The sequence below is a fragment of the Desulfonatronospira sp. MSAO_Bac3 genome, from assembly GCF_003838035.1.
GTDB classification, from domain to species: domain Bacteria; phylum Desulfobacterota; class Desulfovibrionia; order Desulfovibrionales; family Desulfonatronovibrionaceae; genus Desulfonatronospira; species Desulfonatronospira thiodismutans.
Genome location: NZ_QYZY01000304.1, coordinates 17715 through 41431 on the forward strand (window position 1 = coordinate 17715; position 23717 = coordinate 41431).

The 23717-nt window shown below is 52.7% G+C and carries 25 protein-coding genes; 24 read left to right on the forward strand and 1 reads right to left on the reverse strand.

Annotated features, from left to right (window positions below; all coding sequences use genetic code 11):
• Window positions 1-2: 2 nt before the first annotated feature.
• Window positions 3-902, forward strand: coding sequence for a hypothetical protein (locus D5S03_RS10515; protein WP_144311422.1), 900 nt, complete (start codon window positions 3-5; stop codon window positions 900-902).
• Window positions 886-1524: a CDP-alcohol phosphatidyltransferase family protein gene (locus D5S03_RS10520; RefSeq protein WP_287043915.1), complete on the forward strand. Its 639-nt coding sequence runs from the start codon at window positions 886-888 to the stop codon at window positions 1522-1524. Before D5S03_RS10515 ends, D5S03_RS10520 begins: the two co-directional genes overlap by 17 nt.
• A 40-nt stretch (window positions 1525-1564) precedes the next feature.
• Here the strand turns inward: D5S03_RS10520 and D5S03_RS10525 are convergent, their stop codons facing one another.
• Window positions 1565-1798: a twin-arginine translocase TatA/TatE family subunit gene (locus tag D5S03_RS10525; protein ID WP_008868789.1), complete on the reverse strand. Its 234-nt coding sequence runs from the start codon at window positions 1796-1798 to the stop codon at window positions 1565-1567.
• A 289-nt stretch (window positions 1799-2087) separates the two neighbouring features.
• Between D5S03_RS10525 and D5S03_RS10530 the strand changes: the two genes are divergently transcribed.
• The 22 genes from D5S03_RS10530 to D5S03_RS10635 all read left to right on the forward strand — a co-directional run bounded on the left by D5S03_RS10530 (window position 2088) and on the right by D5S03_RS10635 (window position 23699).
• A complete protein-coding gene (locus D5S03_RS10530) occupies window positions 2088-3704 on the forward strand; it encodes a rhodanese-like domain-containing protein (RefSeq protein ID WP_287043917.1) in 1617 nt (538 codons plus the stop codon).
• Between the two features lie 20 nt (window positions 3705-3724).
• Entirely contained in the window at window positions 3725-4105 is a 381-nt protein-coding gene (locus D5S03_RS10535; protein ID WP_008868791.1) for a hypothetical protein, read from the forward strand.
• A gap of 81 nt (window positions 4106-4186) precedes the next feature.
• The gene (locus D5S03_RS10540; protein WP_287043921.1) at window positions 4187-4999 is read left to right on the forward strand and encodes a hypothetical protein; all 813 of its coding nucleotides are present in this window, start codon (window positions 4187-4189) and stop codon (window positions 4997-4999) included.
• 2 nt (window positions 5000-5001) lie between these two features.
• Window positions 5002-5571 carry a cupin domain-containing protein gene (locus D5S03_RS10545; protein ID WP_008868793.1) on the forward strand — a complete coding sequence of 190 codons (570 nt, stop codon included), beginning with the start codon at window positions 5002-5004 and terminating at the stop codon, window positions 5569-5571.
• A 36-nt stretch (window positions 5572-5607) separates the two neighbouring features.
• Window positions 5608-7260 (forward strand): AMP-binding protein, encoded by a 1653-nt coding sequence (locus D5S03_RS10550; RefSeq protein WP_008868794.1) that lies wholly within the window; start codon window positions 5608-5610, stop codon window positions 7258-7260.
• A gap of 33 nt (window positions 7261-7293) precedes the next feature.
• A complete protein-coding gene (locus D5S03_RS10555; protein ID WP_287043924.1) occupies window positions 7294-7950 on the forward strand; it encodes an HAD family hydrolase in 657 nt (218 codons plus the stop codon).
• Window positions 7951-8036: 86 nt separating this feature from the next.
• A complete protein-coding gene (locus D5S03_RS10560) occupies window positions 8037-8339 on the forward strand; it encodes a YggT family protein (RefSeq protein ID WP_008868796.1) in 303 nt (100 codons plus the stop codon).
• 93 nt (window positions 8340-8432) lie between these two features.
• Window positions 8433-8933 carry a DivIVA domain-containing protein gene (locus D5S03_RS10565; RefSeq protein ID WP_008868797.1) on the forward strand — a complete coding sequence of 167 codons (501 nt, stop codon included), beginning with the start codon at window positions 8433-8435 and terminating at the stop codon, window positions 8931-8933.
• Window positions 8934-8999: 66 nt separating this feature from the next.
• Window positions 9000-9293 carry a DUF167 domain-containing protein gene (locus tag D5S03_RS10570; protein WP_287043926.1) on the forward strand — a complete coding sequence of 98 codons (294 nt, stop codon included), beginning with the start codon at window positions 9000-9002 and terminating at the stop codon, window positions 9291-9293.
• A gap of 22 nt (window positions 9294-9315) precedes the next feature.
• Entirely contained in the window at window positions 9316-9549 is a 234-nt protein-coding gene (locus D5S03_RS10575; RefSeq protein WP_287043928.1) for a DUF465 domain-containing protein, read from the forward strand.
• A gap of 1 nt (window position 9550) precedes the next feature.
• Window positions 9551-11242, forward strand: a complete 1692-nt coding sequence (gene ilvB, locus D5S03_RS10580; protein WP_287043930.1) for a biosynthetic-type acetolactate synthase large subunit — start codon at window positions 9551-9553, stop codon at window positions 11240-11242.
• 10 nt (window positions 11243-11252) lie between these two features.
• Window positions 11253-11735, forward strand: coding sequence for an acetolactate synthase small subunit (ilvN, locus tag D5S03_RS10585; RefSeq protein ID WP_008868801.1), 483 nt, complete (start codon window positions 11253-11255; stop codon window positions 11733-11735).
• 225 nt (window positions 11736-11960) lie between these two features.
• Window positions 11961-12950 carry a ketol-acid reductoisomerase gene (ilvC, locus tag D5S03_RS10590; RefSeq protein WP_287043933.1) on the forward strand — a complete coding sequence of 330 codons (990 nt, stop codon included), beginning with the start codon at window positions 11961-11963 and terminating at the stop codon, window positions 12948-12950.
• Between the two features lie 239 nt (window positions 12951-13189).
• Window positions 13190-14974: a GspE/PulE family protein gene (locus D5S03_RS10595; RefSeq protein ID WP_287043935.1), complete on the forward strand. Its 1785-nt coding sequence runs from the start codon at window positions 13190-13192 to the stop codon at window positions 14972-14974.
• A 207-nt stretch (window positions 14975-15181) separates the two neighbouring features.
• Window positions 15182-17512 carry a cysteine synthase gene (locus D5S03_RS10600; protein WP_287043937.1) on the forward strand — a complete coding sequence of 777 codons (2331 nt, stop codon included), beginning with the start codon at window positions 15182-15184 and terminating at the stop codon, window positions 17510-17512.
• Window positions 17509-18177, forward strand: coding sequence for a metallophosphoesterase family protein (locus D5S03_RS10605; protein ID WP_287043939.1), 669 nt, complete (start codon window positions 17509-17511; stop codon window positions 18175-18177). The genes D5S03_RS10600 and D5S03_RS10605 overlap by 4 nt, the downstream gene beginning before the upstream one ends.
• On the forward strand, window positions 18174-18938 hold the full coding sequence (locus D5S03_RS10610; protein WP_287043941.1) for an exodeoxyribonuclease III: 765 nt from the start codon (window positions 18174-18176) through the stop codon (window positions 18936-18938). The genes D5S03_RS10605 and D5S03_RS10610 overlap by 4 nt, the downstream gene beginning before the upstream one ends.
• A gap of 9 nt (window positions 18939-18947) precedes the next feature.
• The gene (locus D5S03_RS10615) at window positions 18948-19601 is read left to right on the forward strand and encodes a succinate dehydrogenase/fumarate reductase transmembrane subunit (protein ID WP_287043942.1); all 654 of its coding nucleotides are present in this window, start codon (window positions 18948-18950) and stop codon (window positions 19599-19601) included.
• Window positions 19602-19610: 9 nt separating this feature from the next.
• The gene (locus D5S03_RS10620) at window positions 19611-21431 is read left to right on the forward strand and encodes a fumarate reductase flavoprotein subunit (protein WP_287043944.1); all 1821 of its coding nucleotides are present in this window, start codon (window positions 19611-19613) and stop codon (window positions 21429-21431) included.
• Between the two features lie 118 nt (window positions 21432-21549).
• Window positions 21550-22296 (forward strand): fumarate reductase iron-sulfur subunit, encoded by a 747-nt coding sequence (locus D5S03_RS10625; protein ID WP_008868810.1) that lies wholly within the window; start codon window positions 21550-21552, stop codon window positions 22294-22296.
• 27 nt (window positions 22297-22323) lie between these two features.
• Window positions 22324-23160, forward strand: coding sequence for a fumarate hydratase (locus tag D5S03_RS10630; protein WP_287043947.1), 837 nt, complete (start codon window positions 22324-22326; stop codon window positions 23158-23160).
• Complete coding sequence (locus tag D5S03_RS10635) at window positions 23157-23699, forward strand: FumA C-terminus/TtdB family hydratase beta subunit (RefSeq protein WP_287043949.1); 543 nt, start codon at window positions 23157-23159, stop codon at window positions 23697-23699. The genes D5S03_RS10630 and D5S03_RS10635 overlap by 4 nt, the downstream gene beginning before the upstream one ends.
• Window positions 23700-23717: the final 18 nt, after the last annotated feature.

Consider the following 23717-nt stretch of genomic DNA (forward strand, 5'->3'; position numbering starts at 1 on the left):
CTTTGTCTATTTACAGGATATTATTGTTCAGTCTGGTGTTTTTTCTTCTGGGATTGTCTTCCGCCCAGGCCTGGCAGCAGGTCCAGGTGGATGTTGAGCTGGACGAGGACAAAAGCTTCCAGGAACTTCAGCAGCAGGGCTTGAGATCGGGCTACAGCCAGGCTGTAATCCGGGAATCCCAGCGTATAGTCCCGGGTGAACTGTCAGAAAAAAGAAAAGAAATGCTCGGGGAGCACCTGGACTGGAGAATTGACGACCTCATCCTTGGATACCGCATTTTTTCCAGGGAGGAGGTGGATGACCGCCTGCTGATGGATCTCGAGGTGAATGTCGACACCGCGGCCTTAAGGAGCATCCTGCAGAGAACGGGGGTTTATTACACAAGTACTGCGCCCTGGAAATACGATCTGAGTACGCGGGGGTCCGGACCCGGTGACTTCGGCATGCTGCAGCGCCTGCAGACAATAACCGGGGTGGAAGTAGACAGCGATGCGCCCACCTCTGTTTCATTGACCCGCCGGCAGGATGGCAGCTGGAGCGGAGTCATAGACTATAAGGACATCACTCATGAGGTTACCGGAGGGAACCTTTACAGTGTATGGTCTGATTTATGGGCGTTCTTTTTTACCCGGCCGGAAGTAATGTCCGAAATGACCATGGATTTCACTTTGAAAACCACGGGCTGGGCCACAACCGATGCCATCATGCACTTCGACGAGATGATTCTTTCCTGGGATGAGAAAGTGGAAAAAGGAAGCATTCTGTATATTCATACCGATGTGCCATCCTACAGGGCCGGTTGGACTCTGACCACCCTGAATCCGGATCTTCTGAAAAAACGTCTTGGAGAGTATCTTCCATCAAGAGGGGTATACCACACTATAGATGAAAACACACAATAAGATCAGGTGTAGTTTACAGGAGCATAAAACAGATATCGGCTGCAATTCTTCCTGGACGGTTCCCAACGCCCTGACACTGGCAAGGTTCGCAATGGTGCCCGTATTTCTGGGCGCCTTTATCCATGAAGCTTATCTTCTGTCCCTGGCAGTATTCATCCTGGCCGGAATAACCGATGCTCTGGACGGTTTTCTGGCGCGTACCCTGGAGCAGCGCTCAAGGCTGGGGGCTGTGATTGATCCAGTTGCGGACAAGCTTCTGGTGCTGACCGCGTTTCTGTGTCTGGGTCATGCAGGATGGATTCCCTGGTGGCTGATAGTGGTGGTTGTCCTGCGGGAAGTCTTGATTGTATCCGGTTTTGCATTTTTTCGATTTACCGGAATGGATGTACGGGGAAAGATCGCCGCCACCCTGGACAGCAAGCTTAATACCCTGGGGCAGATCATGCTGGTGCTTTCGGTCATGTCCTCCATTGTATTTGAGGCGGCTGCCCTTGATCCTGTGTCGGGTATACTGATTTATGCTGTGGGCGGATTGACCCTGATTTCAGGTCTTCACTACCTGCTTCTGGGGCTCGGCCTGGTGTTTTTTTCTGGAAATGATGAGAAAAACACGGATATGTAAAAGGGTCCAGTCCAGCAAAGGTGTTCAGGCAGGGCCTGTATTACTCTTTTTTCTGCTCTTCTTCCTTTTCCTGGCCTTCTTTATCCTTTTTCTGTTCTTTGTCCTTCTCCTCGGAAGGGGTAACATCTATTTCTTCAGGCTCTGTTGTTGCTTTCTTGAAATTCTTGATGGCCTTGCCCATTCCGGCCCCTATTTCCGGCAGCTTGTTGGCTCCGAATATGACCAGGACAATGACCAGAATAATTATCAGTTCTGTCATGCCGATTCCAAACATATACGTTCCCTCCCAGTTTTTGGCTTGCCCATGATCTATACACCCAGGCTACAGGACGGTCAAGGCGCAACTCGGTGCTCTCGCAAAAAGATTTTGCATGTTTACCCGAAAGCATGATTGAAGCAGGGTAAAGCCGACCAGGCAGGGCTGATAAATCATGGTTGAAGTTTTGAGCCGGTACAGATAGAAAAATCTGTTTAAAGGAAACATCGACTGTTTACACAGGATAGATTGAAAGATACCGGGGCGGGGAACCTGCCCCAAAACTCTTGAGCACAGGAGCACCAGCATGGAAAGAGTGCTTGTAACAGGTTATGGATACCCGGCCTACAAGGCGGCTCAATTGGTCAAAAAACTGAAGCCGGAAGTGGATCTTTTATGGATAACCGAGTACAGCGAGGAAAAGTATCCCCTGGAAATGGTGGAACTTTTACTGGGACTGGGCGAGAGCCCGGCTGACTGGTCCAGAATCAGGGCCAGGGTCAAGACCGATTTTGAAAAAAATACACGCATGCCGGTTATCGCACCTGTAAGAGTCAAAAAGATCCGTTTCGACCTTCAGGCCAGGGAGGTATCCTTTCTGTCCAATACGGGCAATATGAACTATTTTTTTGACCAGGCATTTATTTTTCCCGAACCCGCCTTCCAGGCCCCTCAATTCGCACCTTCGGGGGGGCTTTTATGGCCGCAGAGTTCCTGTGTTGAGCACGTGGTGAACAACTGGGGCCACCTGGAGGCCATACAGGTGGTGGGAAACGATATGAGTGCCGTCCAGGCCCTGGCCTGCGGCGAAAAAAGCTTTGAGTGGGTCAGATCGCAAAACTTCTTTTCCAGGCAGGTGCAGTTTTTTGTGGATGAATATCTTAAGTCCAGGGGCGGCAGCATTTCAATATGTTCTGACCTGGATAGAGAATCTCCTGAAACTGAACATGAAGAAACCGGCAGAACTGTGGTTTACTGCTCCAGGCCGGTACTTGACTTAGAGAGACTGAAAGCAATGGGCATTGATTCCCCTGTGGAATACCTGCAGGATTCAGGGGTGTACATCCAGGATAATATCTGCATAGCAGCCCCTTATGCCGCCCGGGATTATCCCCGGCACCCCACATCTATGGAATACAGCCTTCAAACAGGCCTTTTTGCAGTACAAAGTCTTTTGGGGGACGATCCCCCACGGCCTCCCCAGAAAAACACCCGGTCCTGGAACATGGCCGGACTGCATGCTGGAAGCGCCGGGTTAAACCCGCAGCAGGCCCTGGAAAAGGGGTTCAGCCCGGAATGGGCCATAGTAAGCGGTGCTGACCATCCTTTGAAAGAGGCCGGGCATGTCCTGCATCTGACTGTGGACAAGGATTCCCGCCGGATCCTGGGCGCTGAGTGTGCAGGAAGAGAGGCTGCCGCCTGGGTGGACATGGTCGGTCACCTGGTGCAGGAAAATGCGGTGCTTGAAGACCTGGTGAAGCAGGAAACGGTTTCCTTCGGGTTCGGCCTGCATCCCCTGAAGAAATGCGCCCGTATCCTGGAAAACAAACTTGGCTCCAGAATACTGGGCATAAACCCCACTGAGCTTGAAGAGTCCTATAACCAGGGGGCCGAGTTTTTTCTGCTGGATGTCCGCAGTCCTGAAGAATACCAGCGCATCAGGATTTCCGGGGCTGAAAATATCCCCTTGCCGGAACTGAAGAAAAAGGCCGTCCAGATACCCAGGTTTGTCCCCCTGGTTCTTTATTCCAGGTGTTCAGGCAGGGCTTACCAGGGTGCAAGACTGTTACAGTCCATGGGCGCCAAGCAGTTATACGTCCTGGACGGCGGAATGGAACTGTGGCCGCTGGCAAATGAGACCGAGCAGGAGGCCGGTTCCGGACCGATTGTCGTGCCGTCCGGCTGCAGCATATCCTGCTGCTGAAGACATGGCTGAATCAATAAATGGGCAAAGTGACCAGTCTACCCGGGCGAAACTGTGTCTACTACAGTTTCGGCCGCTGCAAATACGAGGAATATCTAAACCCCGGATACCAGTCTTCATGGCAATGCAGGGTGCTGGCTTTCCTGGAAAAGGATTATGACGGCCTTATCAGCAAGGCTGATGCCTTTGACCTGAGCTTTGATCAGGTGGAAAAGATCTGGGAAAAAAGATTTGCCGGCATCGGATCCTGGGCGGATTTATGCGGATCATACCTGCCTGCCGGCTCTGAAGATGATCGCTGCGCCTGTCTGTTCGGCAACGCCTGTGTCCTTATGATGCCGGAATGTACCGGGGTATGCAGACTGTACAGGCCGCGTGTGCAAAAAGATATTGAGAGTTGAGAATCTTTTGCCTATAACGATATCAGGCGTTCAGGCCGGGCAGGAAATTCAATACATTTTTTTAAGCCACCAGGAGCACAAATGGCAGGCCCGCCAAAGATAATTCATTTCCCTTACATGCATGAAGAACTGGTTTCACCGGGGCTTAGGCCCATGGGCCTTTTCCTGAATCCGGGGATAAAAGATCCCCTGGATATCTTTTTTACTCCCCAGGGCCTTGTTCTGGATAAAGGACTTTCTGAGTACTTCCTGGAACAGTGCCGGCAGTTCGGAGAGCAGTTCAAAAAGACCTCGGACATGACCCACTTGGGCATGGCGCAGATGGAGGACTTTTATACCGGCAGCACCCAGTCCATTCAATACGAGCTTTCCACCTACGGCAAAAGTGACGAGGCAAAAGAAGACCATAAGGAAGACCTCCTCCAGGCCCAGCAGTACCTGCTTCTCAATTTCGCCCTTGAAGAGAGGCTGCTGGAACTCGGCAGAATTGATGCCGACCTGAGCCTCTCCTGGAGCAGCTTTGACGAATCCCTGGGGATAGATGATGAGGAGGAGCGCTTCCAGAACATGGCCAGGCAGTCCATCAGCCCCCAGATAAGCACTGATCACTGGCAGAAACTCTTGAAAGCCTATACCGCTTTCCTGCCTCCACAAGGGATTTTGCTGGTACACGAGGAATCAGTTAGCCAGGAACTGCAGGAGTATGGGATTGCCTGGGAAAGACATGATCCGGACCACTTTTTTCCGGGTCTTGCTGACAGGAAGGGGCTGGACTTTTTTTGCGCCACGTTGAATCTTGATAAAATCGACAAAAAAAAGCAGAGCTTTGCCCGGGAGGTGAAGCTGCTCAGGGCGGTGAGCTCAACCAACAGCCTTCAACAGACAAAGGAGTAAGGATGAGTCAGGCTAGCATCGGTAAAAAGATCAAGAAGCACAGGGATATGGAAGAGATCAGCCTGGAAGAGCTGTCCAGGCGCAGCGGCCTGGATACCGATTTTATCCGTTCAGTTGAAGAGGATGATATATACCCTTCACTGGGCCCGCTTCTAAAAATCGCCAGGGGCCTGGGGGTCAGACTGGGCACATTTCTGGACGATACCGTGGTCCAGGATCCCCTTATTGTCAGGGAAAAGGACAGGCAGGAAGAGCTGACAATGCTCAAGGGGAAGGAAAAGCCCGCAGCCCTGCGCTTTTATTCCCTGGGAAAAGGCAAAAGCGACCGCAAAATGGAGCCTTTCTTCATTGAAGTGTTTCCGGAGCCGCCCCAGGACAAAAAGCTGTCATCTCATGAAGGAGAAGAGTTCATCATAGTGGTTGCCGGAGAGATAGAGCTGGTTTATGGTCATGAAACCCATGTCTTAAAAGCTGGAGACAGCGTCTACTACAATTCCATAGTGCCTCATAACGTATCAGCCAGAGGCGAGGGTCCGGCCAGAATTTACGCCGTACTCTATTTTCCGGAATAGGACCGGGCGGCACCGGCATTACGCGGAGAACAATTTATGTGGGACCAGTCTTTAAGGGAGATAACCCTTGGAACGCTTCTGGATGAAGCTGTGGAAAATTATCCTGATAATGATGCAGTAGTGTATGTTGACCGGGATTTCCGCCTGACATACAGGGAGTTTTCCCACGTGGTGGACCAGATGGCCAGAGGGCTTATGACCCTGGGGGTGAAAAAGGGCGAGAAAGTGGCCATCTGGGCCAGCAATGTCCCGCACTGGGTGGCCCTGCAGTTCGCTACGGCAAAGATAGGTGCCGTGCTGCTTACCATCAACACCTATTATAAAGAGCATGAGCTGAGCTATGTGCTCAAACAGTCCGAGGCGGAAAACATATTCATAATCGACGGGTTTCGTGATACCGACTATGTCCGGACCCTGTACGACCTTGTCCCGGAGCTTCGCACCCAGGCCAGGGGGTATCTGAACAATAAGGATTTCCCGCACTTAAAAAGGGTGTTTTTCCTGGGGCAGGAAAAACACCGGGGGATGTATTCCCTGCCGGAGCTTCTGGCACTGGGGGGCATGACCAGCGACAGGGATTACCAGGCGCGCCGGAGAGAGCTTGATCCCCACGATGTGGTCAATATGCAGTACACCTCCGGCACTACAGGCTTCCCCAAGGGAGTGATGCTTACCCACTACAATATCGCCAATAACGGTTACTGGATTGGGGAGCATCAGAAACTGACTCACAGGGACCGCATCTGCCTGCCTGTTCCGCTGTTTCACTGTTTCGGGTGTGTACTCGGGGTGCTTGCGGCTGTAAGTCATGCCAGCACCATGGTCATACTTGAGGGGTTTAATCCGCTTATGGTCATGACCTCTGTGGAAGCAGAAAAGTGTACCGCTCTTTACGGTGTGCCCACCATGTTCATTGCTGTTCTGGATCACCGCATGTTCTCCAAGTTTGACTACAGTTCCCTGCGTACCGGGATTATGGCCGGCTCTCCCTGTCCGGTCAAAGTCATGCGGCAGGTGATGGACAAGATGAACATGAGCGAGGTAACCATATGCTACGGCCTGACCGAAACCTCACCGGTGATGACTCAGACCCGCACCGATGATGACATACGCAGAAAGACCGAGACAGTAGGCAGGCCCATGCCGGAGATAGAGGTACAGGTGGTGGATCCGGAAACCAACAGGACCCTGGGGCCAGGAGAACAGGGCGAAGTCTGCTGCCGGGGATATAATGTCATGCGCGGCTATTACAATATGCCCGAAGAAACCAGCAGAACAATTGATGCTGACGGCTGGCTGCATTCCGGGGACCTGGGCGTAATGGACGAGGATGGGTACCTGAGCATCACCGGTCGCCTCAAGGATATGATCATCAGGGGCGGAGAAAATGTTTACCCCAGGGAAATAGAAGAGTTTCTGTACACCATGGAAGGGGTGCGCGATGTACAGGTGGTGGGGGTGCCCAGCAACAGATACGGAGAAGAGGTAGGTGCTTTTATTATCCTCAAGGAGGGTTACGATTACGCCCCCGAGGATATAAGGGACTTCTGCCGGGGCAGGATCGCCAGGTACAAGACTCCCAAGTATGTTGCATTTGTGGATGAATATCCCATGACCGCCAGCGGAAAGGTCCAGAAGTACAAGCTGCGGGAAATGGCTGCAGAGCTTTTTCCCCAGGCCATGAGATGACCTGACTGACTTAATTTATTATTGGAGAGTTTGTTGATTATCTGCAATCCACTGAGTTCCATGAGCCTGAAAGGGCTTGAAGGGATTATATTCGACTGTGACGGAGTCCTTTTCGATTCCAGGGACGTTAATATCCATTTCTACAACCGTATCCGTGAATATTTCGGGCTCGGACCCCTGAGCGATAATGAAGAGGAGTTCGTGCACATGCACTCGGTGATGGACTCCCTGCGGTACATATTGCCTCCGGAATGTCTGGATCGCCTGGACGAGGTGCGCAGGCAAATAAATTACAATGAACTTCTTCCATACATGCGCATGGAAGAGGGGGTGCCGGACCTGCTGGATCTGCTGCGCTGCAAGGGGCTGCGCATTGCCATAAACACCAACCGCACCACCACCATGAACCTGTTGCTGCAGATGCACGGCCTTGCGGACTTTTTCTGGCCCGTGATGACCGCCGGACAGGTGAACAGGCCCAAGCCCCATCCTGAAAGCATGTACAGGATACTGGAGATGTGGTCGACAAGTCCAGGAAAAGTGGCCTTTATAGGCGATTCTGTGGTGGATCAGTCAGCTGCAGGAGGTGCAGGCGTTCCTTTCTGGGCCTATAAAAACCAGTACCTGGACGCAGACATGCTCATTCCTGACTTCTGGACCCTGAGGGAGTTCATTGCAGGGCGGCTTTAAGCCTTCAACGACACTTTGAGGTTTTAAAACAGGTCTGCTTTTTCACTCAGCAGATGACTGAACCGACAAAATTTAACGGAGGATAGATGAACGTGTTTGCCAATTTTTTGATGGCCCTGGTAAGTGTTTTTGATACCCTGCTTACCCTTTACTTCTGGATTGTGATTATTTCCGCTTTGTTGACCTGGGTCCAGCCCGACCCCTATAATCCAATAGTAAGGGTACTGCGCAACCTGACTGAACCGGTGCTGCACCGGGTAAGGACCTGGCTGCCTTTTGTAAACATAGGGGGAATTGACCTGTCTCCCATTGTGGTGCTGGTGGGTATTCAGTTTATCAAGATTTTCGTTGTCCAGTCCCTTTACCAGGCTGTAGCCGGTATGGGCTGAGGATATGCTTGACTCGGCCTTTCGTACTTAAAAAACGGCCGGGACGTATTTTTAGTTCCGGCTCACTCCCTGTTTTTTTCATAAGGGGGAAAAATGGACATTTCAAAAATTGATATCCTGAACAAAAAATTTTCCACATCTTTATTTGGTTATAAAAAAAATGACGTGGAAATGTTTCTGCAGGAAGTGGCCGACTACGTCGGAGAACTGGCTGAAAAGAAATCACAGCTGGATCAGGAGATAAAACACCTGGAAGAGAAGCTGCAGGAGCACAGAAGCAGAGAGGAAGTGCTGCAGAATACTTTGCTCACAACTCAGAAAATGACCGATGACATCAAGGCCAACGCCAACAAGCAGGCCAAAGTTATTGTCCAGGAGGCCCAGTCCAAGGCCGAGGATATATTAAGGCAGGCGCACAAGAGGCTGGCCCAGATTCACGAAGACATATCAGAACTGAAAAAACAGCGGGCTCATTTTGAAATCAAGCTCAGATCCATGATAGAGTCACATCTGAAACTGCTTGAATCACATGACGAGGAACACCTGCACCTGGAGGAAGCTGAATCCAAACTCAAGTTTCTGCAGAAGTCCTGATTGCAGGCTGATGAATTGATAATGCCCTTGCGTGGGCAAGGGCTGATAAGATATAGTGATACTTGCATGCAGTTTCTGGAAAGATTGGACCCGGAAACCTGGATTTTAAGGGTTGTGTTGAAGCCGGGAGCAGGCAGGGATGAGGTTCTGGGCATACATGCAGGACGGCTCAAGATTTCAGTTAAGGCTCCTCCTGTTGACGGCAAGGCCAACAAGGCCCTGTGTATTTTTTTATCCAGGTTTCTTGGAATCAGAAAAAAACAGGTATGGATACAAAGGGGGCTGCAGAGCAGAAACAAGGATCTAATTGTAAGCGGTGTTGCCGGGACGGTTTTTAATGCCTTGAAGCATGTACAGTAAACTAACAAGGAGGTCATCATAAATGGAGCAATATGAAAAGGATCTGATAGCCAGATACAGTGAAGAGGATGAAGAACTCAAGAAGCTGCTGGAAAATCATCAGATGTATGAAAAGCAGCTGGAACGTTTTGAAAATAAGCATTTTCTTACCCCCAGCGAGGAAAGGGAAGTCAGGGAGATAAAAAAGAAAAAACTGGCAGGAAAGACCAGGATGCACGCTATACTGGACAATTATAAAGCCAAGGAGGGTAAGTAAAATGGAGCTCACCGGAGCTCAGATCCTGCTTGAATGCATGAGGCAGGAGGGCGTACAACACATTTTCGGGTTTCCCGGGGGTGCAGTCATTGACATCTATGATGAACTGCCCAAGTCATCAATTCAACATTTTCTGGTTCGACATGAGCAGGGGGCGGTGCATGCGGCGGACGGTTACGCCAGGTCAACAGGCAAGGTGGGGGTGTGCCTGGTGACTTCCGGTCCCGGTGCAACCAATACAGTGACCGGCATTGCTACTGCCTATATGGATTCTATTCCTCTGGTGGTCTTCACCGGCCAGGTTCCCACGGCGCTCATCGGCAACGATGCCTTCCAGGAAGTTGACATCGTAGGCATTACCAGACCCTGCACCAAGCACAACTATCTCATCAAGGATGTCAAAGAACTTGCTCATTCCATTAAGGAAGCATTTTATATTGCTTCCACAGGAAGGCCGGGTCCGGTGCTTGTGGATCTTCCCAAGGATGTCATGCAGGCCAGGACTGAATTTGATTACCCCAAGACCATCAGCCTGCGCAGCTACAATCCCAATTACACACCCAACAGGAAACAGGTAAAAAAGGCGGCTAACCTGCTGGCCAAGGCGGAGCGTCCCCTGATTTACTCCGGGGGAGGGGTGATCTCTTCCGAAGCCGGAGAGATACTTACCAGGCTGGCCCGCAGGTTTTCAGTGCCGGTGACCTCCACCATGATGGGCCTGGGGGCCTTTCCCGGCAATGACCCGCTCTGGCTTGGAATGCTGGGCATGCACGGCACTTATGCTGCCAACATGGCTGTCAATAATGCGGATGTTCTGCTTTCAGTGGGTGCCAGGTTTGATGACCGGGTCACCGGCAAGGTGAATACTTTCGCCCCCAGGGCCAAGATAATTCATATTGATATTGATCCCACTTCCATCCGCAAGAATGTCAACGTGCATATTCCTATAGTTTCCGACTGCCTCAATGCGCTAAAGACCCTGGACGAGGAAATGGGCGAGATCAATGAGGTTCAGTGGGAGGAAAAGCATGCCTCCTGGGTCAAAACAGTCAAGGGATGGAACCAGGAACAGCCTCTCAAGTACGAAACCGTCCAGTCCGGCAAAATCAAACCTCAGTACGTGATGGAGCAGGTCTATGAACTGACCAAAGGCGAGGCCATCATCACCACTGAAGTTGGGCAGAACCAGATGTGGGCAGCCCAGTTCTACAAGTACCACAAACCCAGGACCTGGATCAGTTCCGGCGGTCTGGGCACCATGGGGTACGGATTTCCGGCGGCCATCGGAGCACAGGTGGCCAACCCGGACAAGCTGGTCATAGACATTGCCGGAGACGGATCAATCCAGATGAATATTCAGGAGATGGCCACAGCGGTATGCTACAATCTGCCGGTGAAGATAATCATCCTGAACAACAGCTACCTGGGCATGGTCCGGCAGTGGCAGGAGCTATTCTACAACAAGAACTACTGCGCCACCTGCCTGGATACTGCCCCGGACTTCGTCAAGCTGGCCGAGGCTTATGGCGCTGAGGGCTACCAGGTGGACAAAACCGAAGACGTGGTTCCTGTTCTGAAGAAGGTCTTTGCTTCCCCCAAGACCTGCATCGTGGACATCCGCGTGGAGCCCGAGGAAAACGTTTATCCCATGGTCCCTGCCGGGGCCTCATTAACCGAAATGCTACTGGTCTAGGAGGCTGGCTATGCGACACGTTTTATCAGTACTTGTGGAAAACGAGCCCGGAGTGCTCTCCAGGGTAGCCGGTCTTTTCAGCGGCCGCGGCTTCAATATAGACACCCTGAATGTCGGTCCCACCCTGGAAAAAGGGGTTTCGCTCATGACCATAAGCACCCATGGCGATGAGCAGATTATCGAACAGATAATCAAGCAGCTGAGAAAGCTCATTACAGTAATCAAGGTGGTGGATCTCTCGGATACCAAGGCCGTAGAGAGGGAGATGGTTCTAATAAAGGTCCATGCATCTGAAAACAGCAGGGCTGAGATCCTGCGCATCGTGGATATTTTCCGGTGTAAGGTGGTGGATGTAAGTACCGATGAGCTTACCCTTGAAGTGACCGGAGATCAGGGCAAGATCAACGCCATGGTCAACATGCTGCAGCGCTTCGGCATCAAGGAATTCGCCAGGACAGGCACTGTAGCCATGAAGCGGAGCATGCAGTTTTAGCCTGGCATGTCCGGGTTTTTATCACTACAGCGAAACTTATTTATTGACCTCCGGGGACTGTCCCGCACCTACTTGGAAATGATTTCATGAAATCGCTGGAACTTGCTGAGAAATCAAGTAGATGCGGGACTGTCCCCAATTGAGATACCATACTGTATTTTATAAGTTTCGCTGTAGTGTTATTGATTGTTGAAAATATATTGTAAATCAGTTTAAGGAGCTATGATGAAGGTTTACTACGAAAACGATGCGGATCTTTCTCTTCTAAAGGACAAGACCATTGCTGTCATCGGGTACGGCAGTCAGGGACATGCCCATGCCCAGAATCTCCGGGATTCCGGCCTGAATGTAGTCATCGGCCAGAGACCGGGGGGAGCCAATTACAACCTGGCCAGAGAGCATGGATTTGAACCAGTGGCCGCGGCAGAGGCAGCCAGGCAGGCTGATCTTATCCAGATTCTGGTGCAGGACCAGTATCAGCCAGGGGTTTTTTACAATGAAGTCCTGCCTCATCTTGATTCCGGCAAGACCATGGTTTTCAGTCACGGATTTAATGTGCACTACAACCAGATAGTCCCGCCAAAGGACGTGGACGTGGTCATGATCGCCCCCAAGGGACCGGGCCACCTGGTGAGAAGGGAATATGCCCGGGGCGGCAGCGTTCCGGCTCTGGCCGCAGTCTACCAGGATCATACAGGACAGGCCTGGGATAAGGCCCTGGCATACGCCAAGGGTATCGGAGCCACCAGGTCCGGGGTAATCCAGACAACATTCGCCGAAGAGACAGAGACCGATCTTTTCGGTGAGCAGGCAGTACTCTGCGGTGGAGTAAGCGCTCTTATCCGGGCCGGCTACGAGACTCTGGTGGAAGCCGGTTATCAGCCCGAGGTGGCTTACTTTGAGTGCATGCACGAACTAAAACTAATTGTGGATCTGTTGTACGAAGGTGGATTTACCCGGATGCACTATTCCATCAGTGATACAGCTGAATACGGTGATTATTCCCGCGGCGAAAGGATTGTCGGGGATCAGGCCAAACAGGAAATGCGCAAGGTGCTGGGAGAAATCCAGGACGGCGGATTCGCCAGGGAATGGATCCTGGAAAACAAGGCCGGACTGCCTGCTTTTTACGCCCAGCGCAGAAAGTACCACAGTCACCAGATCGAGGAAGTGGGTGAAAGGCTTAGAAAAATGATGGCCTGGCTCAACAAGTAAAATATCAGGCAAAAAAACCCCGCACTTATTTTTGTACAGGACACCTTTCAGGCAGTCCATAGCATGAAGCATGTCTTCCAGCCTGAAGGCCGCCTCACTTTTTTTCGTCTGTACAAAAATAAGTGCGGGGTTGCCTGTAGCCTGCCTCAGGCTTATAGTAATAAGCTTTGCAGTATATTATAAAACTTTACCATTAAAAGGATTTTTTTCAGTCCGGACCCTCATTGTCAAGCAAGCAGATGCAACAAGCACCCTCCACTGAATATTCTCCGGAAAATACAAAAACCGGAGGCCGCTATGCATACCTGTTGAATACCGGCGCAATCAGCGACCACGATCTGCAGCAGGCCATGCGCGTGGCCAAAAAGGAAAACCTGCGCATGGACGATGTCCTGGTGGAGAGGCTGAAAGTGGACAAACAGGCACTGGGCCGCTCTCTACAGGAGTATTACGACACAGATTTTGTTTCCTTTGATCAGTCGTATGTCGCGCCATTCGAACTTTTTGAACAAAAAAGGCTGGATCCCGAATTTCTCAAGAAATATGAGTGGGTGCCCCTGGAAAAAGAGGGGGGCAATATTATTGTCCTTGTGAACAACCCCTATGATCTGGGACGTCTGGATGAGATCCGCTTTATTTTCGGAACAAGCAATATCGTGGCCAGGGTGGGGATACCCGGCGATATCCGGCGTTTTATCGAGCATTTTCACCAGCAGTATCTTGCAGAACAGAGCATGGCTTTCCTGGGAGAGGAGGACGGTGCTGCTGCTGAAGAGTCTGAAACAACTACCGACTACATTGACGAGGGAGAGCTTACCGAGCATGACAGCGAGGTGGTCCGGCTGGTCAATGCACTGCTCCTGGAGGCCTGGCGCAGGAAGGCCTCAGATATTCACATCGAGCCCAGTCCAGGTTCCAGATACTGTCTGATCCGGATGCGCGTGGACGGTACATGCCACGAATTCAAAAAAATACGCCTGGCCCTGGCCAAACCGCTGGTGTCCAGGCTTAAAATCATGTCCAGCCTGGACATAGCCGAAAGAAGGCTGCCCCAGGACGGCAAACTAAAGATAAAGCTCCCGGAAGTTTCCCAGGTTCTTGAGTTCAGAGTGGCCACAGTGCCCACCACCGGAGGACAGGAAGACGTGGTGCTCAGGGTTTTGACCTCGGGAAGACCCATTACTCTGAAAGAACTGGGGTTGTCCTCAAATAATCTGGAGCACTTCGACAAGCTTATCAAAAAGCCCTACGGACTGATACTGGTAGTAGGTCCCACCGGTTCCGGAAAAACCACGACCCTGCATTCAGCCTTGAGCTGCATCAACACCCCGGACAAAAAGGTCTGGACAGCAGAGGACCCGGTGGAAATCAGCCAGGAAGGCCTGCGCCAGGTACAGGTCAATCCCAAGATAGGCCTTACTTTTGCGCATCTTCTACGCTCTTTTTTAAGGGCTGATCCGGATGTGATCATGGTGGGCGAGATGCGCGACAGGGAGACGGCTCATATCGCTGTGGAGGCCTCCCTGACGGGACACATAGTTTTCAGTACCCTGCACACCAATACTGCTCCGGAGACCATTACAAGGCTTCTGGATATGGACCTGGATCCTTTCAACTTCGCTGATTCTCTGCTCTGCGTCCTGGGCCAGCGGCTCATCAAGACTCTGTGCCCCAGGTGCAAGGAGAAATATAATCCCGACTCAGCGGAATTGCAGGAACTGGAGATGGAGTACGGAGAAGGTTTCAACGCTTGGAAGGAGCATTATTTCCATAAAAAAGCTGTACTTTACAGGGGCAAGGGCTGCAGGGACTGTATCGGCGGCTACCGGGGGCGTCTGGGCATCCACGAATTGATGCTCAATACGGATAAGATCAAGGATCTTATCAAGTTTCGAAAATCCGCCGAAGAAATAAGACAGCAGGCCACCATGGAGGGTATGCTTTCCCTTAAACAGGACGGCATACACAAGGTGCTGGCAGGGTTGACGGATATCCATCAGGTCCGGGCCGCCACCGGGGCCTGATGCGGCAGGTTTCAGGCGGCCGTGAAGTTTTTCCTTGATTACTTGGTTCAGGGGATTTAGTTGTGTCTTGCTTCCTCAACTTCCACAAAAAACTTTAGAAGCATGGGGCAATGGTAAAAAGAAGTCAATCTGCCCGGGGATGCGGTCATGGCCTGCGTTTATTACACAGTGTTTCACAATTTTTAATCCTGGCTCCTCGATTTTATTATGAGTGATCTTCTTTCTCTAATCGGCAATACTCCCTTAGTGGAAATAAAGGCCCTGTCCCCGAATCCCGGGGTGACCATCCTGGCCAAGCTGGAAATGTCCAACCCTGGTGGCTCGGTCAAGGACAGGGTGGCCCTGGCCATGATCGAGAGGGCCGAGAAGTTCGAAGGCCTGGGACCGGGCAAAACAGTCATAGAAGCCACCTCCGGCAATACCGGCATTGGCCTGGCCATGGTCTGCGCGCTGAAAAAATACCCCATAAAGCTGATCATGCCTGCTTCCGCCTCGGAAGAACGTAAAATGATCATGCGCGCTTACGGAGCGGAAATAGTTTTAACTCCGGGGCACCTGAGTACTGATGGAGCCATAGAAGAAGCCTACCGCCTGGCCAGGGACTTCCCGGAAAAGTATGTCCTCATGGATCAGTTCAACAATCCTGCCAGCATAGAAGCCCATTACCATACTACCGGACCCGAGATCTGGGAGCAGACCGGGGGTAGTGTGACCCACGTGGCCGCCTGCCTGGGCACTACCGGCACCATAATGGGCATCACCAGAAGAATGCGCGAGCTGAACCCCGAAGTGCGCTGCATAGGCATTGAGCCTTATGCCGGTCACAAGATACAGGGGCTCAAGAATATGCAGGAATCCTATCCCCCGGGTATATACAGCAAAAAGGCCCTGGACCGGATAATTCACGTCAGAGACGATGATGCCTGGGCCATGTGCCGTGAACTGGCCCGTAAAGAGGGCATTTTTGTGGGCATGAGTTCCGGGGCGGCCATGGCCGGGGTACAGCAATTGGCCAGAGAGATGCAGGAAGGGGTGCTGGTGACCATATTGCCGGACGGAGGGGAAAGATATCTGAGCACACCTTTGTACAGCATTCCTGAACTGGATGGAATCAAGATCTATGACCTGCAGAAAAGAAAAAAGGCTGTTCTGCAGTGTTCCGGAAAAAAACCCGGAATCTTTACTCCCGGTCCAAGAACCAACTTTTTTCAAGACCCGGATTTCTGGCGGCGGGCTGTATTTCTGGATGTGCTCTGCCGAAGGCTTGAGCAAAAGGGGCATGACCCCAATCCGGTTGCAGCTGTGGCTGATTTCGACGACCGTACCCTTGAATGCATGCGGGAAAAGGGAGTGTCTAGAGAGGACTTCAGCCGTGAGACCCTGGATTCTATCCAGGAGCTGGCCGGCAGAATAAAGCTCAACCGAAACTTTAACTTTTTGCCGGCAGCCGGATCCCTGGATACCGGGATCGAGATGTGCAACAAGCTTCTCTCCAGAGGGCTGGCCTATGAAAAACTTCGCTGCGTATATTTTGACGTGGGCCGGGACAGGGATTACGGACTTCTGGCAGGCATTGATCCGGAAAAGATCATTTCCGGTAAAACAGTGGACCTGGAAGACTATGTAAAGGACAGCCCCCGGGATTTCACTCTGCTCAAAAGGGCCAGTCTCAAGGACCTCAAGGAAGAAAATGTGCTCAAGACCAAGTGGGGCAATGTCCGGCCATCCTGGTATCTGCAAATGGCAGCAGTGGCAGCGGAGAATGCCGGTCATCTGGACCTGGTCATGGCTGGTGAAGCACACCTGTTTCCGCATCTGGACAATCTTTTGAGCATCTGGAAGGGCTCCACCAGTTTAAGGCCGCAGTGCTGGAGCCTGGCCCTGCCGGTTCATCACCAGGAAAAGGGCGCGCCACTGCCGGGAATACAGGAAATGGCCCGGGAGATGGGAGGTTTTCATCCCTTGAGAATGTGGCTTATGTCGGTTTCTTATCACAGGCCGCTAATGTTTTCCCCCAAAAACCTGGAGATGTGGGTCAAAAACTGGAAGCGTCTGCAGGAACTTATGGGCAAACTCAAGATTTGTGCTCGCGGTATCCGTCCCGACAAGGAGACCGGTTCGGAAGTGGAGAAACAGAGCCGGGAACTTGGGCCTGCACTTTCAGACTGCTTGGATGATGACCTGGCCCTTTACAAATTCTGGCCGCAACTGTTCGAGTTCTGCAGAAAAATGCAGAAGCTTCTGGACGAAAATTTGATGGATATCCGGGATGCCGGGTCATGCCTGCATTATATGCAGGATATTGATTCAGTACTCAAAATTATTGACTGGCAGGCTTTGCCCCTTGCTGAAAACGAGTACCCTGTGGAAATCAGTGAATTGCTGCAGGCAAGGGCAAGGGCCAAAGAAGCAAAGGACTTTGTTGCAGCGGATGAGCTGCGGGACAGGGCTTTAAGTTCCGGGTTCCGGCTGGTGGACACCAGGGACGGGACCCGTGTGTATCCAGCCGGGAGTAAAGAGAATACGGAGGAGAAATGACTGAAAAACACTGGATAGCCGTTGGGGACATCCATGAAAATGCGGTCAACCTGCAACGGATCCGCAAAATATCAGAGGCCAGAGGAATCCTTGTTTCCGGAGATTTGACCAACGTAGGGGGCAGATCCACGGCCAGAATGCTTCTGGATGAAATCAGGAAGGTAAACCCCAACGTCTATGCCCAGATAGGCAACATGGATACCAGGGAGGTGGACAGATTTCTGGAAGAGTCCGGGGTGAATGTGCACAACAGGATAGTCCTCCTTGAAGACGACGTCTATCTGCTGGGACTTGGATACTCCACGATCACCCCTTTTAATACCCCCTCCGAGGTAAGCGATGAACAGCTCGAAGAGTGGCTGCTGGCTCACCGGGAAAAGGCATCCAGAATAAAGCACCTGATATTTATGACCCACACCCCGCCTTACGGCACCAAGACGGATATGTTAAACTCAGGGGCAAACGTGGGCAGCCTTGCGGTAAGAGAGTTCATAGAGGACGTGCAGCCGGAAGTCTGCATTACTGGACATGTCCACGAAGCCAATATCGAGGATCACGTGGGGGGCACAAAGGTGATAAACCCGGGTACCCTGAGCGGCGGAGGCTACGTCGTGATCAGGTACGATGGTGTGGGGCTGGACGCACAGCTCAAGCAAGTCTCATGATAATATACTCCTGGAATGTAAACGGCTTCAGGGCGGTTACGGGCAAGGGTTTCTGGGAGTGGTTCCAGGACAGAAATATTGATGTCCTGTGCCTGCAGGAGACCAAGGCTCACCCGGACCAGCTGCCCGCAAAGGACAAAGATATCCCAGGGTATAATATCTACTGGAATCCGGCCCGGATCAAAAAAGGCTATTCCGGAACAGCCTGTTTTTACCGGCTGGAACCACAGCACATAAGTACCGGCCTGCCTCAGGAGCATCTCAATGGAGAGGGCAGGATGATCCTCATGGAGTATGAATCCTTCTATCTCTTTAATGTCTATTTCCCCAACGGCCAGATGAGCCATGAGAGACTGAAGTTCAAGCTGGACTATTACGACCGTTTCCTGGAATACGCCCAGGATCTGCGGCGCAAAAAGCCCATTGTGGTCTGCGGGGATTTCAATACCGCCCACAAGGATATTGATCTTAAAAACCCCCGGGCCAATGAGGACAGGTCAGGATTTTTGCCCGTGGAAAGGCAGTGGCTGGACAAGTTCATAGATCACGGGTACGTGGACACTTTCAGGATGTTCAACCAGGAAGGGGGCAACTACACCTGGTGGACTTACCGCTTCGGGGCCAGATCCAGGAATGCCGGCTGGCGTATAGATTATTTTTTTGTGTCTGAAGAGCTGCGAATCAATGTGCAAAACGCCTGGATAGAACCTCAGGTCATGGGTTCAGATCATTGTCCTGTGGGGCTTAAACTCAACATCTAAGGAGCAGGCATGCAATACCAGGATACCATGTTTTCACCTGCCTCAGGTTCCAGGGCGGCTTTGCTGGATCTTGTCCAGATGCTCACCGGCCTGGCCCTGGTGGTGTTTATGTATCTGCACGCTCTGTTTGTGGCCAGTATTCTGCTTGGTCCCCAGGTTTTCAATACCCTGGCTGACTTTTTCGAAAGGTACTACCTGGCCCAGGTGGGAGGTCCGCTTCTGGCCCTGGTCTTTCTGATCCATTTTTTCATGGCCGCCCGCAGGATACCTTTTTCCCAGCAGGACCAGAAAAAAGTCTGGTCCTTCAGCAGGCTACTTGCTCACAGGGACACCTGGCTGTGGACTGTGCAGGTGGTTACAGCCATGATAATCCTTATCATGGGAGCCATTCATATCTGGGTGGTGCTAACGGACCTGCCCATCACCGCGGATAAAAGCGCCGCCAGAATTCAGACAGGATTCTGGCTTGGCTTTTACCTCCTGCTTCTGCCCATGGTGGAACTGCATGTGGGAGCAGGCTGGTACAGGCTGGGGGTCAAGTGGGGGGTCATTAAGAGCAGTGCCCGCAAAAAGGCCAAAAGGGCGGAATATTATATCACCGGGTTTTTTATCCTCCTGGGCCTGATTACCCTGGCCAGGTTCATGTTTGTTTCAGTTTCATAAGGCTTATCCATGCGCATAATTTACACTGATCTTCTTTGTATCGGAGCCGGCCTGGCCGGTGAAAGGGTGGCCATAGAAGCGGCCCGGGCCGGGTTTGAGACCATCTGCCTCAGCCTTGTCCCGCCCAGACGTTCCCATTCCTCGGCCGCCCAGGGCGGGATGCAGGCAGCTCTGGGCAATTGCATCAAGGGTGACGGCGACTGCCCTGATGTACACTTCCAGGATACGGTCAAGGGCTCGGACTGGGGATGCGATCAGGAAGTGGCCCGGATGTTCGCGGATAACGCCCCGCTGGCCATCAGGCAGATGGATCACTGGGGAGTGCCCTGGAACAGGGTGGTGCCGGGAAAATCCTGCTATTACAAGGGCGGGGAAAAGCTGGAAAAGGAAGAATCAGAGGACAAATCCGGCCTCATCACCGCCAGGGATTTCGGGGGCACGGCCAAGTGGCGGGCCTGTTACTGCAGCGACGGTACCGGCCATGCCATGCTTTACACCATGGACAGCGTGGCCGTACAGCACGGGGTGCAGGTGCATGACCGCACCGAGGCCTTAAGCCTTATTCATGACCAGGAGAGGTGCCACGGTGCAGTTGTCAGGTGCCTTAAAACAGGGGAGCTGAGGGCTTATATATCCAGGGCTACACTTATTGCTTCCGGGGGATTCGGGCGAATTTACCGGGCTTCCACCAATGCCGTGATAAACGAGGGCGGAGGACAGATAATCGCCCTGGATACCGGGGTGGTGCCTCTGGGCAACATGGAGGCGGTACAGTTTCACCCGACAGGCATAGTGCCCACGGACATCCTGGTCACCGAAGGGTGCCGCGGAGACGGGGGGACACTTCTGGACGTAAACCTGGAGCGGTTTATGCCGCAGTACGAACCAGAAAAGGCTGAACTGGCCTCCAGGGACGTGGTTTCCAGGCGCATGCAGGAGCACATGGTCAAAGGGATGGGGGTAAAAAGTCCCTACGGGGAGCACCTGTGGCTGGATATCAGGCACCTGGGCCGGGAGCACATCACCACCAAGCTGCGGGAAGTAGATGAGATCTGCAAGAATTTTCTGGGGGTAGACCCGGCCGAGTCTTTGATACCGGTTCGTCCCACCCAGCATTACAGCATGGGCGGGGTGAGAACGGACAAAAACGGCGCCGCTTACGGCCTGAAAGGGCTTTTCAGCGCTGGAGAAGCCGCCTGCTGGGATATGCACGGGTTCAACCGCCTGGGGGGCAATTCCCTGGCCGAGACAGTGGTGGCCGGCATGCTGGTGGGCCGCAGTGTGGCCGGGTTTCTTCAGGAGGAAGACATGAGGGTGGACACCGCACTGGTGCGCGGCGAACTGAAAAAACAGCAGAAACGTATCGATACCCTCAGGTCCAGTACCAGGGGGGAAGCCCCGTTTGAAGTGCGAAACCGCATGCAGGATATCCTCATGGATTACGTGGGCATTTTTCGCAATGAAAAAGACCTGCACCTGGCAGTGGAAAAGCTGCAGCAGGTCCTGCAGAGTGCGGAAAATCTAAAGCTTTCTTCCAGCGGAGCAGGAGCCAGCCCGGAACTGTCCCTGGCCCTTCGCCTGCCCGGCATGGTCAGGCTGGCCCTGTGCGTGGCCTTCGGGGCCCTGGAGAGGCGCGAAAGCCGGGGGTCCCATGCCAGGGAGGATTATCCGGCCCGAAATGACCGGGACTGGCTGGTGCGGACCCTGGCCTTCTGGCCGGGAGGCCGGGCCCTGCCCAGGCTGGAGTACGAACCTGCAACAAAGGTAGTGGAAATTCCCCCTGGAGACAGGGGGTATGGCGGATGTGAAGTCATCAGTGCTGAAAGTTGAAGTGCAAGTAACTATTCAGCCCGCAGGAGTTTCTCGCCCGCAGGAGCTGAATAGTTACAAATGCAAAAGGATAACCAAATTTTTAATAACTTTAATGGAATAAAAGACGGTTTTTTTGATGAACAGAAAGCTGACCTTTTCCATATTCAGGTATAATCCCCAGGAGCCAGGCTCCAGCCCCGGGACACAGGAATTCAGGCTTGAGGAGACTGAGAACTTGAATCTTTTTGTGGCGCTGAATCTCATCCGGGAAAAGCAGGATCCATCCCTGCAGTTCGACTTCTGCTGCCGGGCGGGTATCTGCGGGGCCTGCGCCATGGTCATCAACGGAAGACCCGGGCTGGCCTGCCGCACCAAGACTGCTGAACTGCCGGATAAAATAGTCCTGATGCCTTTGCCCGGATTCAGACTGGTGGGGGATCTGTCCGTGGATACCGGGGCCTGGTTCAGGTCCATGAACGAAAGGGTCAGGGCCTGGATACATACTGATGAAGATTTTGATCCGGATGCTCCTGAAGTGGTCATGGACAACCATGTTGCTGAACAGATTTATGAACTGGACCGCTGCATTGAGTGCGGATGCTGCATCGGGGCCTGTGCCACGGCCCAGCTGCGAAGCGACTTTATGGGAGCCGCAGCCATGAACCGCATAGCCAGGTTTATGCTGGACCCAAGAGATAAGCGTAATAACAGGGATTATTTCGAAATCGTAGGTACGGACCAGGGTATTTTCGGGTGCATGGGTCTTCTGGGTTGTCAGGACGTTTGCCCCAAGAATCTGCCTCTTCAGGATCAACTGGCCCATGTCCGGCGTAAAATGGGCCGACAGGCTCTGAAAAACATCCTGCCGTGGTACAGGAATTAGATTCACCCAGGTACACAAGGAGAACAGATGCGAAGTATTGATGCCCGGGAAGTCACCAGGCAGGTTTCACAAATGGTGGTGGAGGCCAACATGGTGCTGCCCGGGGATGTTTCCACCGCCCTGGAAAAGGCCTGGGAAAACGAGGACAACCCTTCCGGCCGGGAAATCCTTGGGCAGTTGCTGGAAAACGCCCGGCTGGCCCGGGAAATGAGTCTGCCCCTTTGTCAGGATACAGGGCTGGCGGTTTTTTTTGTGGAACTGGGCCAGGAGTGCAGGTTGCGGGGAGATTTGTACCAGGCTGTAAATGCAGGGGTCAGCAGGGGTTATGAAGAGGGCTTTCTGCGTAAATCAGTCTGCAATCCCCTGAGCAGAAAAAACACCGGCGACAATACTCCGGCGGTTATTCATCTGGATCTGGTACCCGGAGACAGGCTTAAGATCCGGTTCATGCCCAAGGGGGGTGGCAGCGAAAACATGTCCGGTCTGGCCATGCTTACTCCATCCCAGGGTCTGGAGGGGGTTAAGGAATTTGTCCTGCAAAGGGTTGCCGGGGCCGGTCCCAATCCATGTCCTCCGGGAATCATTGGAATCGGCATCGGGGGATCTTTTGACCAGGCACCCCTGCTGGCCAAAAAAGCTCTGTTCAGGCCCCTGGATGATATCCACCCGGAGCAGGAAGTGCGGGACCTGGAAGCAGAACTTTTCGAGGCTGTGAATGCCCTGGGGATAGGCCCCATGGGCATGGGAGGCAGAACCACATGCCTGGGGGTGAAGATCCAGGCCGCGCCATGCCACATTGCTTCTTTGCCTGTGGCGGTGAATATCCAGTGCCATGCAGCCAGGCACAAGGAGGTCAACCTGTGAGTCGGGAGATCAAATTGAGTACACCCCTGCAGGAAGAGGATGTCTTACACCTGAGAACCGGGGACAAGGTTCTTTTAAGCGGGCATATCTATACCGCCAGGGATGCAGCCCACAAAAGGCTTTTACAGGATCTGGACCAGGGTATTGAGCCCCCCTTTAATCTCCAGGGGGCTGTTGTATATTATGTTGGCCCCACTCCGGCCCCTCCCGGGCGGGTGATCGGATCTGCCGGTCCCACCACCAGTTCCCGTATGGATGCCTACACACCTCGCATGCACCAGCTGGGGGTCAGGGCCACCATCGGCAAGGGCCGCAGGAGCCAGGAAGTTAGGCGCGTACTGCAGGAGCAAAAGGCGGTCTACCTGGGGGCCACCGGCGGGGCCGGGGCACTCTTGTCCAGGTGTATTACCGGTTCCCGGGTGCTGGCCTTCGAGGAACTGGGAACAGAAGCCATCCGGGAACTGGAGGTCCTGGATTTTCCCCTCCTGGTGGTCAATGATGCCTTTGGCGGGGAACTTTACGTCAGCGCCGGGCAGTAAGCCTGCAAAACATTCAGG

Excerpts from the sequence above, each read along its gene's own strand:
- D5S03_RS10600 (WP_287043937.1), top strand. The coding sequence starts at position 15,182 with ATGAGTGATCTTCTTTCTCTAATCGGCAATACTCCCTTAGTGGAAATA.
- D5S03_RS10620 (WP_287043944.1), top strand. The coding sequence starts at position 19,611 with ATGCGCATAATTTACACTGATCTTCTTTGTATCGGAGCCGGCCTGGCC.
- D5S03_RS10530 (WP_287043917.1), top strand. The coding sequence starts at position 2,088 with ATGGAAAGAGTGCTTGTAACAGGTTATGGATACCCGGCCTACAAGGCG.
- D5S03_RS10625 (WP_008868810.1), top strand. The coding sequence starts at position 21,550 with ATGAACAGAAAGCTGACCTTTTCCATATTCAGGTATAATCCCCAGGAG.
- D5S03_RS10525 (WP_008868789.1), bottom strand. The coding sequence starts at position 1,798 with ATGTTTGGAATCGGCATGACAGAACTGATAATTATTCTGGTCATTGTC.
- D5S03_RS10560 (WP_008868796.1), top strand. The coding sequence starts at position 8,037 with ATGAACGTGTTTGCCAATTTTTTGATGGCCCTGGTAAGTGTTTTTGAT.
- D5S03_RS10570 (WP_287043926.1), top strand. The coding sequence starts at position 9,000 with ATGCAGTTTCTGGAAAGATTGGACCCGGAAACCTGGATTTTAAGGGTT.
- D5S03_RS10615 (WP_287043942.1), top strand. The coding sequence starts at position 18,948 with ATGCAATACCAGGATACCATGTTTTCACCTGCCTCAGGTTCCAGGGCG.
- D5S03_RS10565 (WP_008868797.1), top strand. The coding sequence starts at position 8,433 with ATGGACATTTCAAAAATTGATATCCTGAACAAAAAATTTTCCACATCT.
- D5S03_RS10545 (WP_008868793.1), top strand. The coding sequence starts at position 5,002 with ATGAGTCAGGCTAGCATCGGTAAAAAGATCAAGAAGCACAGGGATATG.
- D5S03_RS10575 (WP_287043928.1), top strand. The coding sequence starts at position 9,316 with ATGGAGCAATATGAAAAGGATCTGATAGCCAGATACAGTGAAGAGGAT.
- D5S03_RS10535 (WP_008868791.1), top strand. The coding sequence starts at position 3,725 with ATGGGCAAAGTGACCAGTCTACCCGGGCGAAACTGTGTCTACTACAGT.
- D5S03_RS10630 (WP_287043947.1), top strand. The coding sequence starts at position 22,324 with ATGCGAAGTATTGATGCCCGGGAAGTCACCAGGCAGGTTTCACAAATG.
- D5S03_RS10610 (WP_287043941.1), top strand. The coding sequence starts at position 18,174 with ATGATAATATACTCCTGGAATGTAAACGGCTTCAGGGCGGTTACGGGC.
- ilvC (WP_287043933.1), top strand. The coding sequence starts at position 11,961 with ATGAAGGTTTACTACGAAAACGATGCGGATCTTTCTCTTCTAAAGGAC.
- ilvN (WP_008868801.1), top strand. The coding sequence starts at position 11,253 with ATGCGACACGTTTTATCAGTACTTGTGGAAAACGAGCCCGGAGTGCTC.
- D5S03_RS10520 (WP_287043915.1), top strand. The coding sequence starts at position 886 with ATGAAAACACACAATAAGATCAGGTGTAGTTTACAGGAGCATAAAACA.
- ilvB (WP_287043930.1), top strand. The coding sequence starts at position 9,551 with ATGGAGCTCACCGGAGCTCAGATCCTGCTTGAATGCATGAGGCAGGAG.
- D5S03_RS10605 (WP_287043939.1), top strand. The coding sequence starts at position 17,509 with ATGACTGAAAAACACTGGATAGCCGTTGGGGACATCCATGAAAATGCG.
- D5S03_RS10550 (WP_008868794.1), top strand. The coding sequence starts at position 5,608 with ATGTGGGACCAGTCTTTAAGGGAGATAACCCTTGGAACGCTTCTGGAT.
- D5S03_RS10595 (WP_287043935.1), top strand. The coding sequence starts at position 13,190 with ATGCAACAAGCACCCTCCACTGAATATTCTCCGGAAAATACAAAAACC.
- D5S03_RS10540 (WP_287043921.1), top strand. The coding sequence starts at position 4,187 with ATGGCAGGCCCGCCAAAGATAATTCATTTCCCTTACATGCATGAAGAA.